Source organism: Streptomyces sp. A1136 (assembly GCF_004795055.1).
In the GTDB taxonomy this organism is placed as follows: Bacteria; Actinomycetota; Actinomycetes; order Streptomycetales; family Streptomycetaceae; genus Streptomyces.
Map to the genome: position 1 here is coordinate 48,900 of NZ_SSBJ01000021.1, position 16,431 is coordinate 65,330.

A 16,431-nucleotide genomic window follows, 5' to 3' on the forward strand; every position below is an offset into this window, starting at 1 on the left:
TCGATCGCGCCGGAGACCCGGATGCCGGAGGAACCGTATGACTGCGCCCGAACCCGCCTTCGGACCCCTGATCGGGCCCGACCAGCTGGCCCTCCGCCTCCTCGAACCGGACCTGGTGCTGTTCGACGCCTCCGTCGGCGCGCTGCGCGGCGCTGACCGGCGCATCCCGGGGGCCCGCCCCTTCGACCTCGACGGGGCGCTGTCCGACCACGACTCGCCCGTCCCGCACACCATGCCCACCGCCGCGCGGTTCGAGGAGGCGATGCGCGAACTCGGGCTCGGCGACGACGACACGGTGGTCGTGTACGACGGCGCCGGGATCTACTCCGGCGCCCGCGCCTGGTGGATGCTGCGCGCGATGGGCTTCGACCGGGTCGCCGTCCTGGACGGCGGGCTCCCCGGCTGGGAGGCCGCCGGGCTGCCGCTGGAGAGCAACGGTCCGGCGTACGAGGGGCCGCGCGGCACCTTCACCGCCCGGCCGCGTCCGGGCCTGCTGGTGGACGCCGACACGGTGGCGAAGGCCCTGACCGATCCGACCGCCGCGGTGCTCGACGCCCGCAGCCGGGAGAGGTTCGCGGGCACCGCCCCGGAGCCGAGGCCGGGCCTGCGCGGCGGCCACATGCCGGGCGCGGCCAATCTCCCCTTCACGGAACTCCGGGCACCGGGCGGGTCGATGCTCACCCCGGGGGAACTGCGCGAGGCGTTCCGGGCGGTGGCAGGGGACCGGGAGCGGCTGTACTTCAGCTGCGGCTCCGGGGTGACGGCCTGCGTCCTCGCGCTGGGCGCCGAACTGGCCGGGTACCGGCACACGGCCGTGTACGACGGCTCGTGGAGCGAGTGGGGACTGCCCGGTGCGTCGCGGGAACGGCCGGTGGCGACGGGGGGCTGACCGGCCGGTGGCGAAGGTGGGGCAGGCCCCAGGGTCGGTCCGGGTAGCGGCCCCATGGTGGTGGGGGGAACGGCTCGGCAGACTCCGTGCATGACTTCCCCGGCGCGCGCCTTCCCCACCCGACACGCCCTGGCCATACCGGCCCTGGTCCTACTCGCCCTCGCGGCGGGTCTGCTGCTCACGGGCTGTTCCCTCGGCCGTCTCGCCGAGGGCGGGCAGAAGACGGCGACCGACGACGCCACCGTGGCCGAGACCGTCCGCGCGGTGGAGGTGGCGGACGGGCGCCACGGCTCCGTCGAGGTCACGCCGGGCGGTGGCCCGGGCGTCACCGTCCACCGCACGGTCCACTACCGCGGCGACACCCCGCCCCGGCCGGGCCAACGGGTCACGGGGGGCGTGCTCACCTTCACGACCGGCTGCGCCGACACCTGCTACGTCGACTACCGGCTGGAGGTGCCGGCCGCGGCGACGGTGCGGCTGGCGACCGACAGCGGCCGGCTCAAGGTCACCGGCGTCACCGCCGCCGACCTCTCCTCCTCCTCGGGCGCCGTCACCGCCGAACACGTCGCGGGCCCGCTGAAGATCCGTACCTCCTCCGGTGACGTGGGGGCCGGGCGGATCGGGGGCCCGATGGAGATCCGTACCTCCTCGGGCGACATCCGGGCCGTTGACCTGTCCGGCACCCGGGCCGAGGTCCACTCCGGTTCGGGCGACGCCCGCCTGGTCTTCACCACGCCCCCGACCTCGGTCACCGCCGAGACCGCCTCGGGCGATGTGACGCTGCGGGTGCCCAGGGGCGCCTACCGGATCGCCGCCGGCACCTCCTCCGGCACCCGTGACATCACCCTCCCCGCCGACCCGACCGCCCCGGCGGGCATCTCGGTGAAGACCGGCTCGGGCGACATCCACCTCTCGGCCGGCTGACGGCGCCACTTGTTCGCCCCGGGCGAACGGAGGTTGGGGAACATCGACGGGCTCCAGGACATTGAGTCGGCGTAGCTCAACTTCACTGCCGGAGGGAAGATCATGGCATCGACGTCCGTAACGCTCACCCTGCCCGTGCTGCCGCTCGATGACGAGGTCGTGCTACCCGGAATGGTGGTACCGCTGGACCTGTCCGACGCCGAGGTGCGCGCAGCCGTGGAGGCCGCCCAGGCCGCCGCGGGCAGCGGGAAGCCGCGGGTGCTGCTCGTACCGCGGGTCGACGGCAAGTACGCGGGGATCGGCGTGCTCGGGACCGTCGAGCAGGTGGGACGGCTCTCCGACGGTGACCCCGGGGCGCTGATCCGCGGCCGTGGCCGCGTCCGGATCGGCGCCGGCACCACCGGGCCCGGGGCCGCGCTGTGGGTCGAGGGCGAGACCGTGGACGAGCAGGTGCCGGACCCGCTGCCCGGGGCCGTCGCCGAACTCGTCAAGGAGTACAAGGCACTCGCCACCAGCTGGCTCAAGAAGCGCGGGGCCTGGCAGGTCGTGGACCGGGTCCAGCAGATCGAAGGGGTCTCGGCCCTCGCCGACAACTCCGGGTATTCGCCGTTCCTGACGGTGGCCCAGAAGGTCGAGCTGCTGGAGACGACCGACCCGGTCGCCCGCCTCAAGCTCGCGATCAAGGCGCTCAGCGACCACCTCGCCGAACAGGACGTCGCCGAGTCCATCGCCAAGGACGTCCAGGACGGTGTCGACAAGCAGCAGCGCGAATTCCTGCTGCGCCGCCAACTGGAGGCCGTCCGCAAGGAACTGCGCGAGTTGAACGGCGAGAAGGAGGGCGAGGAGTCCGACGACTACCGGGCCCGGGTCGAGGCCGCCGACCTGCCGGAGAAGGTACGGGAGGCCGCGCTGAAGGAAGTCGAGAAGTTGGAGCGCTCCAGCGACCAGTCGCCCGAGGGCTCCTGGATCCGCACCTGGCTCGACACCGTGTTGGAACTGCCCTGGAACGAGCGCACCGAGGACGAGTACGACATCCGCGGCGCCCGCGCGGTGCTCGACGCCGAACACGCCGGGCTGAGCGACGTGAAGGACCGGATCACCGAGTACCTCGCCGTGCGCAAGCGGCGCTCCGAACGGGGCATGGGCGTCATCGGCGGCCGCCGAGGCGGTGCCGTACTGGCCCTGGTCGGCCCGCCCGGCGTCGGAAAGACGAGCCTCGGGGAATCGGTCGCGCACGCCATGGGCCGCGAATTCGTCCGGGTCGCGCTGGGCGGCGTACGGGACGAGGCCGAGATCCGCGGCCACCGGCGGACGTACGTCGGAGCGCTGCCCGGCCGCATCGTGCGGGCCATCAAGGAGGCCGGGTCCATGAACCCGGTCGTGCTCCTGGACGAGATCGACAAGGTGGGCTCCGACTTTCGCGGGGACCCGGCGGCGGCGCTGCTGGAGGTGCTGGACCCCGCGCAGAACCACACCTTCCGGGACCACTACCTGGAGGTCGAGCTCGACCTCAGCGACGTGGTCTTCCTGGCCACGGCCAACGTGCTCGAAGCCATCCCCGAGGCGCTCGCGGACCGCATGGAACTCGTCCGACTCGACGGCTACACGGAGGACGAGAAGATCGTCATCGCCCGGGACCACCTGCTGCCCCGCCAACTGGAGCGGGCCGGCCTCGCGGCCGACGAGGTGGTCCTGGAGGAGGCCGCGCTGCGCAAGCTGGCCGGGGAGTACACCAGGGAAGCGGGGGTGCGCACCCTGGAACGGTCCCTCGCGCGGCTGCTGCGCAAGGTCGCCTCGCAGCACGAGCTGGGTGAGCGGGACCTGCCCCTCACCATCGCGGCCGACGACCTGCGGGCGCTCATCGGGCGGCCGCACCACGTCCCGGAGTCCGCGCAGGACCCGGCCGAGCGGCGCACCGCCGTGCCGGGCGTGGCCACCGGCCTCGCCGTGACCGGAGCGGGCGGGGACGTGCTGTTCGTGGAGGCCTCGCTGGCCGACCCGGAGACCGGGGCGGCCGGGCTGACGCTGACGGGGCAGCTCGGCGACGTGATGAAGGAGTCGGCGCAGATCGCGCTCAGCTTCCTGCGCTCGCACGGCGCGGAGCTGGAGCTCCCGGTCGCCGACCTCAAGGACCGGGGCGTGCACATCCACTTCCCGGCGGGCGCGGTGCCGAAGGACGGCCCGAGCGCCGGCATCACGATGACGACCGCGCTGGCCTCGCTGCTGTCGGGGCGGCAGGTCAGGACGGACGTGGCCATGACGGGGGAGGTCTCGCTGACCGGGCGGGTGCTGCCGATCGGCGGGGTCAAGCAGAAGCTGCTCGCCGCGCACCGGGCGGGGCTGACCACGGTGATCATCCCGAAGCGGAACGAAGCCGATCTGGACGATGTCCCGGCCGAGGTGCTGGAGGGGCTGGAGGTGCACCCGGTGACGGACGTACGCCAGGTACTGGAGCTGGCCCTGGCCCAGGCGGAGGTGGCCGCCGTGGCGGCCTGACACCCTTCGCCCGGCCGGCGGTGCGGGTGTACCGGCCGTAGCCGAGGGGGTCGGACTCCGCCCGACCCCCTCGGCCAGCCGGTCCCGGGCCCCTGGGCTTCGTCCCGGGCCTCTTGCCCCCGGGCACTCCCGGGCGGCGGGCCCCGCCGGGCGGCCCGCCCCACCCCGTTCCCGCCGGGCTCCCCGAGGGGCCGGTGGGAACGGCGGGTGGGGCGGGCCGGCGGGTTTGGGGCGGTGCGTCGAAAAAGGGGCGGGGCGGGGGCATCGGTGGGGGCGCTGCGAAATAATGGGAGTACGCAGCGTGAGAACACCACCGACGGGAGCCGGACGTGCACGGGAGAGAAGACCAGGAGTTCCTTGCCCTGGAGCGGGAGCTGTCCGTCTTCCTCCGGCGTGCCCGCGCCTCCTCCGGCGAGATGGCCCGCGCCCTCCACCCCGAGCTGGAGCCGGCCGCGTACGGGCTGCTCGTCCGGCTGGAGGCCGCGGGGCGGCAGCGGGCCACGGAGCTCGCCGCCTACTTCGGCGTCGGCAAGGCCACCATGAGCCGCCAGCTGCGCGCCCTGGAGGTGCTCGGCCTGGTGGCCCGGGAGCCGGACCCCGCCGACGGCCGGGCCTTCCTCGTCGGACTCACCGAGGAGGGCCGGGCGCGGTTCCTGCGGGTCCGGGGCGCCCGGCGCGAGCAGTACATGCGCACGCTCGCCGACTGGGACCGGGGCGAGGTCGCCGAACTGGCCCGGCTGCTCCACCAGCTGAACCAGGGCGCCGAATAGGCGCTCCCCGATCCGGTCCGATCCGACCCGATCCGACCGGCCCCCTCCCGTCCCGCCCCGGTCACAGTTCCGCGTACACCGCCGACGCGTCGTCGTGGCGCTTGTGGCGCGCCGACGGCCGGGCCGGGTCGGACTCGATCGCACGGAGCCGGCCGATCAGCCCCTCGGCACCCTCCTTGCGCAGCACCGTCATGCAGTCCTTCCAGTCGCCCTCCCGGAAGGTGTCCGTCCACCGGCCGGCCCCGTCCGTGAGCGCGGCCACCGCCCGCACCTCCTCGCGCGGGGTACGCCCGGTCACCGCCCTGGCCGCCACCGCCGGGTCCGCGGCCGCCGTGAAGAAACCGCCCTCGGCGTTGCGCAGCGCGTCCGCCGCGGCCACCGAGCGCAGCGCCTCGGGCGGGACCCGGTCCAGCCGGTCGTCCCGTACGGCGGTGACCTCACCGCCGGGCGTCTGGAGGAGCAGGACGGAATCCGACAGCACCAGGTGCTCCACCTGCGTCTCGTCCCAGCGGGCCATCACCACCGTCGCCTGCGGGGTTCGAACGTGAGAAAGGTCACACCGGCCGCCGTGGGCGTCGGCGGTCGCCCGGATGGCCTCCGCGAGAATCCGCTCCAAGGACATGTCCCTTCGCGAGCCCGAGAGTTCGACCAATCGGCCGCCGAGCCGGGCCGCGAACCACGGCACCCCGTGCACGCACCCGTCGTCGCCGCGTGGCGGGGTGACCCCGTCGAGAACCACCACAACTCCGCCGCCCAAGGCGGGTATCGCGGCCGCCACCCAGTCCTCGTTGGGGCGTTCCGGACTGCCGGCCGCCGAGGCCAAGTCGATGCGCATGCGGACATTCTGCCCCGCGCCGTGGCAGAGGAAAGGCCCCGCGACGCGGAAGGTCCGTACCAAATCGGGAGGGGTGGGGCGGCCCGCCCCGGGACCCTCGGGGCGCGAAGGGCGGGGCATCTTGCCAAAGCGCGCCTCGAACTTTCAACCGTCTGTCCACGGAAGGCCCCTGGCACGCGCCGCCCGAGTTGGCCGCCCACTCCTCCGTGATGTTCACTCCTTCGAGTGGCGGGGTGGGCGATGTGCGGCTCTGTTCCCATCGCACTGCGAAGGTCTGAGGCGGTACGAGGGGGCAGGGGGCGTTTACTTGTTGACCGGCCGTTACCTCGGCCACACGAGTAGACGAGCACGAGCACACGTACAGGATTGCGAGCACCGGTGCAGAAGAAGCGGTCTCGGAAGAACGGCACCGCCAGCGCAGACGGACCCGCCCCCGCAGGACGTCGCGTCCGCGTGCGCAGCAGGCTGGTGGTCGGCGTTGCCGTCGCCGGCCTCACCGTCCTCGCGGCAGGCGCTCCCGCCGTCGTCTCCGCAACCAGAGAACTGAACGACTCCCAGCGGCTGGTGACCCTCGCCGAGCAGGCGCAGGGGAGCCTGACCCTGGCGCACCTCCTCGGCGACGAGCGGGACGCCGTCGTCGAGTACGCCGCCAAGGGCCGACCCGCGGGCGCCAAGGCCCCCGTGCTGGAACGCGCCGCCGGCACCGACCGGCAGGTGTCCGAGGTCCGGGCCGACGCGGACGGGCGACTCGCGGGCGTACTCGGCCGCGTCAAGACGGTGCGCGCGGAGGCGGTGGACGGCAAGGGCAGCCCCCTCGCCGCACACCAGGCGTACACCGCCGTCATCGCGGAACTCCTCGCGCCGGGCGACCGGCTGGCCGAACTGACCCCGCCGCGCGCGGAGGCGGCGCTGGTGACCACCCGCCCGCTCGCCCCCCTCGGCCAGGCCGTCGAACAGGCCTCCGCGACCCGTGGACTGCTGCTCGCCGCGCTGGCCGTCCCGGCCCCCCGGGGCGAGCAGTCCTCCGGCTCCGCCGCCTCCGACGAACTCACCGCCGCCGCCCAGCGCGCGCGGGTGCGGGAACAGGCCGCCCTCGACGACTTCGCGCGGGCCGCGCGGCCCGACGTACGGCAGACGCTGACCGACACCGTCACCGGCCCCGAGGTCAAGTCGGCCGACGACTACCTCAAGCGCCTCACCGAGCGGCCGACGCTGTCCACGGCTGACCGCAAGGCCGACTCCGGCTCCGTCGGCTCGGCCCTCACCGCCCGGATCGACCGGATGCGTTCGGTGGAGTCCACCCTGGCGGGCCGGCGATCCACCGCCCTCGCCACCCTGCGCGACGACGACGTCCAGCGGTTGGAGCTGCTCGTCGCCTTCCTGGGCGTGCTGTTCCTGCTCGTCGTGGGAGTCTCCACGGCCGTCGCCCGCTCGCTGACGCGACCGCTGTCGGTGCTGCGCCGGGGCGCGGAGCGGCTGGCGACGCCGGAGGGCTCGGTGGAGCCGGTCCGGTTCACCGGCCGCAACGACGAGTTCGCCCAAGTGGTGGCCCACCTCAACGCGGTGCGGGACCAGACCGTCGCCCTGCACACGAAGATCGCCGGGCTCGACGCAGACCGGCGCCGGCTCATCGGTCGCAACGAGGCGCTGTCCTCGGGCCGGACCGCGCTGGAGACGGAGCTCAAGGAGGTCCGCGCAGGGCTGGAAACGGAGCTGGAGGAGGTGCGGACCAGGCTGGAAGAGCACCGCCGCATCACGTCCACGACCTCCGTCTCCCTCTCGCTGCGGACCCTGGGCCTGGTCGAGCGCCAACTGGCGGTCATCGAGGAGCTGGAGTCCAAGGAGCAGGACCCGGAGCGGCTCGCGACCCTGTTCAAGCTGGACCACCTGGCGACGGTCATGCGCCGGCACAACGAGAACCTGCTGGTGCTGGCCGGACAGGAACACGGCCACGGGCAGGTCCTGCCGGTGCCGCTGGTGGACGTCATGCGGGCGGCGGTCAGCGAGATCGAACGCTACGAGCGGGTCGACCTGGCCGCGCTGCCGTCGTACACGCACGTCGCCGGGCACGCCGCCGACGACATCTCCCACGTGCTCGCGGAACTCCTGGAGAACGCGACGACGTTCTCGCCGCCGGACGCCAAGGTGAAGGTGTCGGGGCGGCTGCTGGACTCCGGTGAAGTGGTGCTGTCCGTGGTGGACGAGGGCATCGGGGTCACCGCCGACCGGCTGGAGTCCCTGAACGCCCGTCTGGCCACCCCGGAGGCGTACGACGAGGAGCCGGAGGCGGAACACGGCCTGGGACTCGGCCTGTACGTGGCCGGCCGCCTCGCGGCGCGCCACGGGGTGACGGCGGAGCTGCGGGCCGGCCGGTACGGCGGGACGGAGGCCCTGGTGGTCGTCCCCGCCGCGCTCCTGCCGACCGCGCCGCCGACCTCGCCCGTGCACACGCTGGCCACGCCGGGGCTGCCGGAGTTCCGGCTGCCCGGGGTGATCGCGGAGGCGAACGAGAACACGCTGCCGCCGCGGGTGCCTCCGGCGGCCCGGTCGGTCGAGGACGCCGCCGCAGAGCCGGTGGCTCCGGTGGTGGACGCGGCGGTGGCTCCGGCGGCGGACGCCCCGGCGTCCGTCGAGGCGGTCGAAGCCTCCGGGTCCGCGGGGACCGCGGACCCGGCGGACGACGCGGAAGACACCGGGACCGCGGAGGTCGCGGAGGTCGCGGAGGTCGCGGAGGTCGAGGGGACCGACGGGATCGAGGGGTTTCCCAAGCCCGTCGAGGTAGTCGAGCCCGTCCATGACGGCGACGCGGGGCGGGCGCTCCCGGGCGACCGGTTGCCCCCCGCCGAGCAGGTGTTCACGGCGGCGGCCCCCGCCGCCGGGGCGCCGACCGGGGCGGGTCCCGAGGCGGAACTCCTCGCGCGGGACGTGCCCGCGCCGGACCCGACGGCCTTCGCGGTGCCCGACCCCGCCGGGGAGGGCGCCGAGCCGCTGCCCGAGACCGCGCCCGGGGCCGACGTACGACAGGAAACGGCGTCGGCCCCCGCGCGGCCCGACGCCGCCCCGGCGGAGCCCGACCCCCACGGCCGGGCCGCCGCCGAGGACAACTGGCTCCCGCGCCAGGGCAACCACGGCCACCCCGAGGAAGCCGTCACCGGCAAGGGCCTGCCCAAGCGGACCCCGCGCCCCGCGGCCACCGCCGCGGCGGCCGGCCGGCCCGCCGACGCACGGCCCGAGCCGCGCCGGGTGGACGCCGAGGAGCTGCGCCGCCGGCTCGGCGGCTTCTACCAGGGCTCCCAGGACGGCCGGCGCGTCGCGGCCGCCGAACTCGCCCAGGGACAAGGGCAGGGCCGGGAACAGGGGCAGGGGGGCCAGGACCCGGACCGGGACCGGCCACAGGGGCAGACCGACCGGGGGGACACCGCACAGGAGGCACGCACATGACCGCGCCCAGTACGTACGGACTGAGCACCCAGGCCCGCAACCTTCAGTGGTTGCTGACCGACCTGGTCGAGGAGGTGCCCGGCGTCAACTCCGTCGCCGTCGTCTCCTCGGACGGGCTGCTGCTGCTCTCCTCGGAGCCGACGGCCCCGGTGGGAGGGGACCGGCCCAAGGGTCCGCGGGGTGCCTCCGCCGACCTCGCCACCATCGTCTCCGGGCTCGGCAGCCTCACCAGCGGCGCCGCCGACCTCATGGAGTTCGGTTCCGTGAAGCAGACCATGGTGGCGATGGAGCACGGCTCCGTCTTCGTCATGGTCATCAGCGACGGCTCGCTGTTGGGCGTGCACGCCACGCCCGACTGCGACATGAGCGTCGTCGCCTACCACATGGCCCTGTTCGTGGGCCGGGCCGGGCACGTCCTGACCCCCGAAGTCCGCAGCGAGCTGCGCCAGTCGATGGAGAACACCCCGTGAGGAGTCCGGCCTCCGACCGGCTGCCCATACGCGGCGCCGACCGCCGCCCCGCCCGTGTCCGGCCGTACTCCCTCACGGGCGGCCGGACCCGCTTCGCGCAGATCCTGCTGGTGGAGACCTTCGTCGCCGCCCTCGACACCGGTCCGGCCGAGCCCGCCGACCGGATGCCGGAGATGCCGGCCATCGTCGAGGTGTGCCGCCGCATGCGCACGATCGCCGAGATCGCCGCCCTGCTGAAGCTGCCGCTCGGCGTGGTCCGCGTCCTGGTCAGCGACCTCGCCGACCAGGGCCGCCTCCGCGTGTACGGCACGGGCCACGGCAGCGGCCGTCCCGATCGCGCGCTGCTGGAAAGGGTGCTCAGTGGTCTTCGCCGTCTCTGATCCGGCCGTGGCCGAGGACGAGCCCGTCCAGCCCTGGCAGTACGACCGTTCGCGCGCGCCCGTCGCCGTCAAGGTGCTGGTCGCGGGCGGCTTCGGCGTCGGCAAGACCACTTTCGTGTCGTCCGTCTCCGAGATCACCCCGCTGCGCACCGAGGCGGTGATGACCGCGGCGAGCCTGCCCACCGACGACCTGTCCGCGACCCCGGACAAGCACACCACCACCGTCGCCATGGACTTCGGCCGGGTCACGCTCGCGGACGACCTCGTCCTGTACGTGTACGGGACCCCGGGCCAGGAGCGGTTCTGGTTCATGTGGGACGACCTGGTGCGCGGTGCGATCGGCGGGCTGGTGCTGGCGGACACGCGCCGGCTGCGCGACTGCTTCCCGGCCCTCGATTACTTCGAGAGCTGCGGGCTGCCGTACGCCGTCGCCGTCAACCACTTCGAGGGATCGCCGGAATACGAGGAGGGGGACGTGCGCGAGGCGCTCGGCATCCCGCCCGTCGTCCCCGTCGTGATCATGGACGCCCGGCGCCGGGACACGGTGGTCGAGTCGCTGCTCGCCCTGGTGTCGCACGCCCTGGACGCCACCCCCGAGTAGCGCGAACCGCAGCCCCCGCAGAACCCCAGCCCCCGAATCGAGAACGTGAGATGCGCAAGATACTCGTCGTCGGGGCCGGCCAGTCCGGCCTCCAGCTCGCCCTCGGACTCCAGTCGAAGGGGTACGACGTCACCCTCATGTCCAACCGGACGGCGGACGAGATCCGCACCGGGCGGGTGATGTCCACGCAGGTCATGTTCGACACCGCGCTCCAGCACGAGCGGGACCTCCAGCTGGCCTTCTGGGAGCGGCAGACCCCGAGGATCGAGGGCGTCGGCGTCTCGGTCGCGGCGCCCGAGGGCGGGCGCGCCGTCGACTGGCTCGGCCGGCTCAAGGGCTTCGCGCAGTCCGTGGACCAGCGCGTGAAGATGGCGGGCTGGATGGACACGTTCGTGCAGTGGGGCGGCCAATTGGTCATCCACGGCGCGTCCGTCGCCGACCTGGACTTCTTCTCCCGGACGTACGACCTGGTGCTCGTCGCCGCGGGCAAGGGCGAGCTGGTGTCGATGTTCGCGCGGGACGCGGCCCGCTCCCCGTACGACGCGCCGCAGCGCGCGCTGGCGGTCTCGTACGTGCACGGGCTCGGGCCGCGCCCCGAGCACCCGGACACCGAGGCGGTGCGCTGCAACCTGGTGCCGGGCGTCGGCGAGCTGTTCGTCATGCCGACGCTGACCACCTCGGGCCGGGCGGACATCCTCTTCTGGGAGGGCCTCCCGGGCGGCCCGGTGGACGTCTTCAAGGGCGTCAAGGACCCGGCGGACCACCTCGCGCTGACGCTGGAGCTGATGGAGAAGTTCACGCCCTGGGAGTACGCGCGGGCCACCAAGGTGGACCTCACGGACGGGGGCGCCACCCTCGCCGGGCGCTACGCGCCGGTCGTCCGCGAGCCGATCGGTCGGCTGCCGGGCGGCGGCCTGGTGCTGGGCGTCGCGGACGTGGTGGTGGCGAACGACCCGATCACGGGGCAGGGCTCGAACTCCGCCGCGAAGTGCGCGGCCTCGTACCTCTCGTCGATCCTCATGCACGGCGACAAGCCGTTCGACGAGGCATGGATGAAGGCGACCTTCGACAAGTACTGGTTCACCACCGGCAAGCCGGTGACCCAGTGGACCAACGCGATGCTGGGCGTACCGCCGGAACACGTGCTGAACCTGATCGGGGCGGCCGGGCAGCTGCCCCCGGTGGCGGATCGATTCGCCAACGGCTTCGACAACCCGGCCGACTTCGACGGGTACTTCTACGATCCCGAGGACACGGCGGACTACCTGGCGGAGGTCTCCGCCTCGGTGTCGCCGTCGGGCCCGGACCCCGAGTAGCCGGTGTCGTCCCCCGCCGCGGCCGACTCGGGCAGCGGCGGGAGGGTGAACGAGGCGAGCGGGGTCCCTGCGGGATCGGGGCGCACGGCGCCCAGCACCGGGTTCGCGGCGATCGGCGACACCTTGACGGTGGCTCCCGGGCGGGGGGCCTGGATGACCTTGCCGTCGCCGATGTAGAGGGCGACGTGGGTGGCGGTGGGGAAGTACACCACGAGGTCCCCGGGGCGCAGCCGGTCCAGCGGGACCTTCGGCAGCTGCGCCCACTGCTCCTGGCTGGTGCGGGGGATCGGCCGCCCGGCGTGCTCCCAGGCCCGGGAGGTGAGCCCGGAGCAGTCGAAGGAGGCCGGGCCCTCGGCGCCCCAGACGTAGGGCTTGCCGATCTGGGCCACCGCGTAGGCGAGGGCCGCGCCGCCGGCGGCGGTGGGGGTGGAGGCCGGCAGGGAGGCGGCGGGGGAACCCGCCCGGCCGAGCCGGCCCGAGCCGATCAGTTCCCGTTGCGCTTCGGCGGTGACCGCCGTCTCCCGGGCGTCGAGTCGGGCCAGTTGCCCGGGGGTCAGGGAGGCAAGGAGCCGCTCGACCTCCTTGAGCCGGCCGGTGACCTCCTCCTTGTGCCGCTTGCGCTCGGCGGTCAGGTCCCGCTGGGTGTCCAGGGCCTTGCGGGCGGCGCCGGCGAGGGTCCCGGCGCGCTGCTCGCCGCGTTCGAGGCGGCTGAGGACCCCGGCGGTGCGGGCGCCCTGGAGGGCGGTGAGCCGGCGCTGGTCGGAGGCGTGGCGGAGGTCTCCGGAGAGGAGCATCCGCAGGTAGGGGGAGAGGAAGCCGCGGGAGCCCTGGTACTGCTCGCGGGCCAGCCGGCCCGCGCGGGCCCGCTCGGTGGAGAGGGCGGAGCGGGCCTTGCCGAGTTCGGTGCCGAGCCGGCGCTCCTCGTCCTGGCGCGCCTTGAGGGCGACTTCGGTGGCGTTGTAGGCCTCGGAGGCCTGCTCCGCCTTCTGGTACAGGTCCTGGAGGCGGGTGAGCAGCGCCCCGACGGACTCGCCGGTGGCGGGTGCGCCGGCGGGTTCGGTGCCGGGCCGCGGTGCGGCGGCGGGCCGCGGTGCGGTGGCCGGCCGTGGGGCAGCGGCGGGTTCCGTCGCGGGGAGGGGTTCGGCGCGGGCGGTGGCGGGCGGGCCGGCGGCCGTGAGGAGGACGGCGGCGGCGACGCAGACGGTGCGGACAAGACGTGGTCGGTTTGTCATGTAATCACCTCCGGGGCGGCCGATGCTGCCATGTCCGGTATGACGAATCGCCCAGCGGATACGGCGGGGTGAGGCCGCGTCACCTGTTCGGCGGGGGCGCCGGGGCGATCCGGTCTGCGCCCCGGCCCGTCTGGCCTCGGGTTCCGACCGTTTGTGTCGACTCTTCGGCGCACTGTGACATAAGCGGACATAGCGTTCCCGTGCTTGCTACGTTCCCCCTATGACCGCTCTGACGGCGAAGGTGGCGGAACCCGCTCCGCCCCCGCCTCCCGACGCCCTGACCCCCAAGGGCCGCGGCATCGAGCTCACATTGCTCGTCGGGTCGGTCCTGATCGCCGTACTCGGTCACCTCTACGTCGGCTTCGCCGCCACCGGCCACTTCCCCGACGCCGTCACCCGGCACACCGTCGGGTTCGCCGGGGCCGCCCTGCTCGCGCACCTCGCGGTCCGGCTCCGCGCCCCGTACGCCGACCCGCTCGTCCTGCCCATCGCCGTCCTGCTCAACGGCCTCGGCCTGGTCCTGATCGAGCGGCTCGACCTCACCACCCCCGCCCATCCGGCCGCAGGCGACCAACTGCGCTGGTCCGGCCTCGGGCTGGCGCTGTTCGTGCTGGTGGTCGGAGCGCTGCGGGACCACCGGGTCCTCCAGCGGTACGCGTACCTCTCGGTCACCACGGCGCTCGCCCTGATGCTCGTCCCCGTCTTCTTCCCGGCCGTCAACGGCGCCCACATCTGGATCCGGTTCGCCGGGTACTCCTTCCAGCCCGGGGAGTTCGCCAAGATCCTGCTCGCCGTCTTCTTCGCCGCCTACCTCGCCGCGAACCGCACCGCCCTCGCGCTGACCGGACGCCGGCTGCTGTGGAAGCTGCGCCTGCTGCCCGGCCGCGTCCTCGGCCCGATCCTCACCATCTGGCTGCTCAGCGTCGGCGTACTGGTCCTGGAACGCGACCTGGGCACGTCCCTGCTCTTCTTCGGCCTGTTCGTGATCATGTTGTTCACCGCCACCGGGCGGATCGGGTGGATCGCGATCGGACTGCTGCTCGCCGCCCTCGGCGCGTACGCGGTGGGGACGTTCGAGCCGCACGTGCACGGCCGCGTGGAGGACTGGCTGAATCCTTTCGCCTCCATCGCGCGCGGCGACGGCCCCGGCCAGCTCGCGCAGTCCCTCTTCGCCTTCGGCGCCGGCGGCCTCCTCGGCGCCGGCCTCGGCCACGGCCAGTCCTTCCTCATCGGCTTCGCCGCCAAGTCCGACTTCATCCTGGCCACCGCCGGCGAGGAACTCGGGCTCGTCGGCCTGAGCGCGATCCTGCTGCTCTACGGGCTCCTCGTGGACCGGGGCTTCCGCGCCGGACTCGCGCTGCGCGACCCCTTCGGGCGCCTCCTCGCCACCGGGCTCGCCTCGATCCTCGCCCTCCAGGTGTTCGTCATCGCCGGCGGTGTCACCGGGCTGATCCCGCTCACCGGCATGGCCATGCCGTTCCTGGCGCAGGGCGGTTCCTCCGTGGTCACGAACTGGATCATCGTCGCCCTGCTGATCCGGCTCGGCGACAGTGCCCGCAGGCCCCTGCCGGCCGGAGAGGCGGCCGCCGCGTGATCCGCTACATCCGCTGGTGCGCGTACTTCTGTGCGGCCCTGCTCCTCGCCCTGCTGGTCAACATCGGCCGGGTGCAGGTCTGGGAGGCCTCCGCCTACGGCGCGAACCCGGCCAACAAGCGCACCGCCGTCGAGCGGTACGCGAAGCCGCGCGGGAATGTCCTGGTCGACGGCCGGCCTGTCACCGGCTCCCGGGACAGCGGCCAACTGCTGCGCTACGAGCGGACCTACATCGACGGCCCGCTCTACGCACCCGTCACCGGCTTCGCCTCGCAGACGTACGGGACCAGCTTCGTCGAGCGGGCCGAGGACGCCGTCCTCGCGGGCACCGACCCCGGTCTCTCCGCCTTCCCGCTCTGGTACGACCTGGCCCGCGGCCACCCGCCGGGCGGGAACGCGGTCACGACCATCCGGGCCGGGATGCAGCGGGCCGCGTACACCGGGCTGGCGGGGAAGCGGGGCGCGGTCGCGGCCCTGGAGCCGGCCACCGGCAGGATCCTGACCCTGGTCAGCAGCCCCTCGTACGACCCGGCGGCGCTCTCGGGCACCGGCGCGCGGGTCAAGGACGCGTGGACGCGGCTCAACGCCGACCCCGCCAAGCCGATGCTCAACCGGGCGCTGCGCGAGACGTACCCGCCCGGCTCCACTTTCAAGATCGTGACGGCGGCGGCCGCGCTCGACGCCGGGGTGGTCAAGGACGTGGACGCCCCCACCCGGACCCCCGACCCGTACCCGCTGCCGGGCACCGACACCCTGCTGCCGAACGAGGCCACCGGCTGCGAGGACGCCTCGATGGCGGAGGCGGTGCAGTGGTCGTGCAACACGGTCATGGCGAAGATCGGCGTACAGGTCGGCCTGGCCCGCATGGTGGACGCGGCGCGGCGCTTCGGCTTCAACGACGACGGGCTGCGCGTGCCCGCCTGGGTGTCGCCGTCGACCTTCGACACCGACATGAGCCCCGACCAACTGGCGCTGTCCTCGATCGGGCAGTTCAACACCAAGGCGACCCCCCTCCAGATGGCGATGGTGGCGGCGGCCGTCGCCAACGGCGGGGAGCTGAGACGCCCGTACCTGGTGGAGCGCACCACCCGGGACGACGGGAGCCAGGTGCGGCGCTCCGAACAGCACACGCTCGGCCGCGTGATGAGCCCCGCGACGGCGCTGCGCGTGCAGGAGCTCATGGTCAAGGTGGTGGAGAACGGGACGGGTCGCAACGCCGCCGTCCCGGGGACGGTGGTCGGCGGCAAGACCGGCACCGCGCAGCACGGGGTGGGCAACGCGGGCACGCCCTACGCCTGGTTCATCGCCTGGGCCAGGGCGGCGGGCTCCCCGGTGCCGGCGGTCGCGGTCGCGGTGGTCGTCGAGGACGCCTCGGCGGACCGGGGCGGCATCAGCGGCAACAGCGCGGCGGCCCCGATCGCCCGCGCCGTGATGGCGGCCGCGCTGGAGGCGAAGCCGACCCTCCCGTAAGGGGTCCACCCATG

General features: G+C 73.9%; 13 protein-coding genes. 11 read left to right on the forward strand and 2 right to left on the reverse strand.

Features of this window, described 5'->3' with window-relative positions:
* Positions 1–37: 37 nt before the first annotated feature.
* The 4 genes from E6R62_RS21160 (at position 38) to E6R62_RS21175 (ending at position 5,079) form a co-directional block, all read left to right on the forward strand.
* The gene (locus tag E6R62_RS21160; RefSeq protein ID WP_136215076.1) at positions 38–889 is read left to right on the forward strand and encodes a sulfurtransferase; all 852 of its coding nucleotides are present in this window, start codon (positions 38–40) and stop codon (positions 887–889) included.
* Between the two features lie 90 nt (positions 890–979).
* Positions 980–1,813 carry a DUF4097 family beta strand repeat-containing protein gene (locus E6R62_RS21165; RefSeq protein WP_136215077.1) on the forward strand — a complete coding sequence of 278 codons (834 nt, stop codon included), beginning with the start codon at positions 980–982 and terminating at the stop codon, positions 1,811–1,813.
* A 102-nt stretch (positions 1,814–1,915) separates the two neighbouring features.
* Positions 1,916–4,309, forward strand: a complete 2,394-nt coding sequence (lon, locus tag E6R62_RS21170) for an endopeptidase La (RefSeq protein ID WP_136215078.1) — start codon at positions 1,916–1,918, stop codon at positions 4,307–4,309.
* Between the two features lie 329 nt (positions 4,310–4,638).
* Positions 4,639–5,079 carry a MarR family winged helix-turn-helix transcriptional regulator gene (locus E6R62_RS21175; protein ID WP_136215079.1) on the forward strand — a complete coding sequence of 147 codons (441 nt, stop codon included), beginning with the start codon at positions 4,639–4,641 and terminating at the stop codon, positions 5,077–5,079.
* A 61-nt stretch (positions 5,080–5,140) separates the two neighbouring features.
* On the opposite strand, the gene E6R62_RS21180 is transcribed toward E6R62_RS21175, so the two are convergent.
* On the reverse strand, positions 5,141–5,914 hold the full coding sequence (locus E6R62_RS21180; RefSeq protein WP_136215080.1) for a protein phosphatase 2C domain-containing protein: 774 nt from the start codon (positions 5,912–5,914) through the stop codon (positions 5,141–5,143).
* A gap of 453 nt (positions 5,915–6,367) precedes the next feature.
* Here E6R62_RS21180 and E6R62_RS21185 point away from each other — a divergent pair, with 453 nt between their 5' ends.
* The 5 genes from E6R62_RS21185 to E6R62_RS21205 are packed head-to-tail and all read left to right on the forward strand — an operon-like array spanning position 6,368 to position 12,122.
* Positions 6,368–9,355, forward strand: coding sequence for a nitrate- and nitrite sensing domain-containing protein (locus tag E6R62_RS21185; RefSeq protein WP_240801801.1), 2,988 nt, complete (start codon positions 6,368–6,370; stop codon positions 9,353–9,355).
* Positions 9,352–9,825 carry a roadblock/LC7 domain-containing protein gene (locus E6R62_RS21190; protein WP_136215082.1) on the forward strand — a complete coding sequence of 158 codons (474 nt, stop codon included), beginning with the start codon at positions 9,352–9,354 and terminating at the stop codon, positions 9,823–9,825. Before E6R62_RS21185 ends, E6R62_RS21190 begins: the two co-directional genes overlap by 4 nt.
* The gene (locus tag E6R62_RS21195) at positions 9,822–10,205 is read left to right on the forward strand and encodes a DUF742 domain-containing protein (RefSeq protein WP_136215083.1); all 384 of its coding nucleotides are present in this window, start codon (positions 9,822–9,824) and stop codon (positions 10,203–10,205) included. The genes E6R62_RS21190 and E6R62_RS21195 overlap by 4 nt, the downstream gene beginning before the upstream one ends.
* A complete protein-coding gene (locus tag E6R62_RS21200) occupies positions 10,186–10,806 on the forward strand; it encodes an ATP/GTP-binding protein (RefSeq protein WP_136215084.1) in 621 nt (206 codons plus the stop codon). Before E6R62_RS21195 ends, E6R62_RS21200 begins: the two co-directional genes overlap by 20 nt.
* 50 nt (positions 10,807–10,856) lie before the next feature.
* Positions 10,857–12,122, forward strand: coding sequence for a styrene monooxygenase/indole monooxygenase family protein (locus E6R62_RS21205; protein WP_136215085.1), 1,266 nt, complete (start codon positions 10,857–10,859; stop codon positions 12,120–12,122).
* Here E6R62_RS21205 and E6R62_RS21210 read toward each other — a convergent pair.
* Positions 12,068–13,354, reverse strand: a complete 1,287-nt coding sequence (locus E6R62_RS21210) for a C40 family peptidase (RefSeq protein ID WP_136215086.1) — start codon at positions 13,352–13,354, stop codon at positions 12,068–12,070. The two genes, E6R62_RS21205 and E6R62_RS21210, sit on opposite strands and share 55 nt — an antisense overlap.
* A 220-nt stretch (positions 13,355–13,574) precedes the next feature.
* On the opposite strand from E6R62_RS21210, the gene E6R62_RS21215 reads away from it, so the two are divergent.
* Positions 13,575–14,948, forward strand: a complete 1,374-nt coding sequence (locus tag E6R62_RS21215; RefSeq protein ID WP_136215087.1) for an FtsW/RodA/SpoVE family cell cycle protein — start codon at positions 13,575–13,577, stop codon at positions 14,946–14,948.
* Positions 14,945–16,417, forward strand: a complete 1,473-nt coding sequence (locus E6R62_RS21220) for a penicillin-binding transpeptidase domain-containing protein (protein ID WP_136215088.1) — start codon at positions 14,945–14,947, stop codon at positions 16,415–16,417. Before E6R62_RS21215 ends, E6R62_RS21220 begins: the two co-directional genes overlap by 4 nt.
* The last annotated feature ends 14 nt before the right edge of the window (positions 16,418–16,431 follow it).

What these genes read in the sequence shown, in the direction of transcription:
- E6R62_RS21160 (WP_136215076.1), top strand. Translation starts at nt 38, where the DNA reads ATGACTGCGCCCGAACCCGCCTTCGGACCCCTGATCGGGCCCGACCAG.
- E6R62_RS21165 (WP_136215077.1), top strand. Translation starts at nt 980, where the DNA reads ATGACTTCCCCGGCGCGCGCCTTCCCCACCCGACACGCCCTGGCCATA.
- lon (WP_136215078.1), top strand. Translation starts at nt 1,916, where the DNA reads ATGGCATCGACGTCCGTAACGCTCACCCTGCCCGTGCTGCCGCTCGAT.
- E6R62_RS21180 (WP_136215080.1), bottom strand. Translation starts at nt 5,914, where the DNA reads ATGCGCATCGACTTGGCCTCGGCGGCCGGCAGTCCGGAACGCCCCAAC.
- E6R62_RS21190 (WP_136215082.1), top strand. Translation starts at nt 9,352, where the DNA reads ATGACCGCGCCCAGTACGTACGGACTGAGCACCCAGGCCCGCAACCTT.
- E6R62_RS21205 (WP_136215085.1), top strand. Translation starts at nt 10,857, where the DNA reads ATGCGCAAGATACTCGTCGTCGGGGCCGGCCAGTCCGGCCTCCAGCTC.
- E6R62_RS21210 (WP_136215086.1), bottom strand. Translation starts at nt 13,354, where the DNA reads ATGACAAACCGACCACGTCTTGTCCGCACCGTCTGCGTCGCCGCCGCC.
- E6R62_RS21215 (WP_136215087.1), top strand. Translation starts at nt 13,575, where the DNA reads ATGACCGCTCTGACGGCGAAGGTGGCGGAACCCGCTCCGCCCCCGCCT.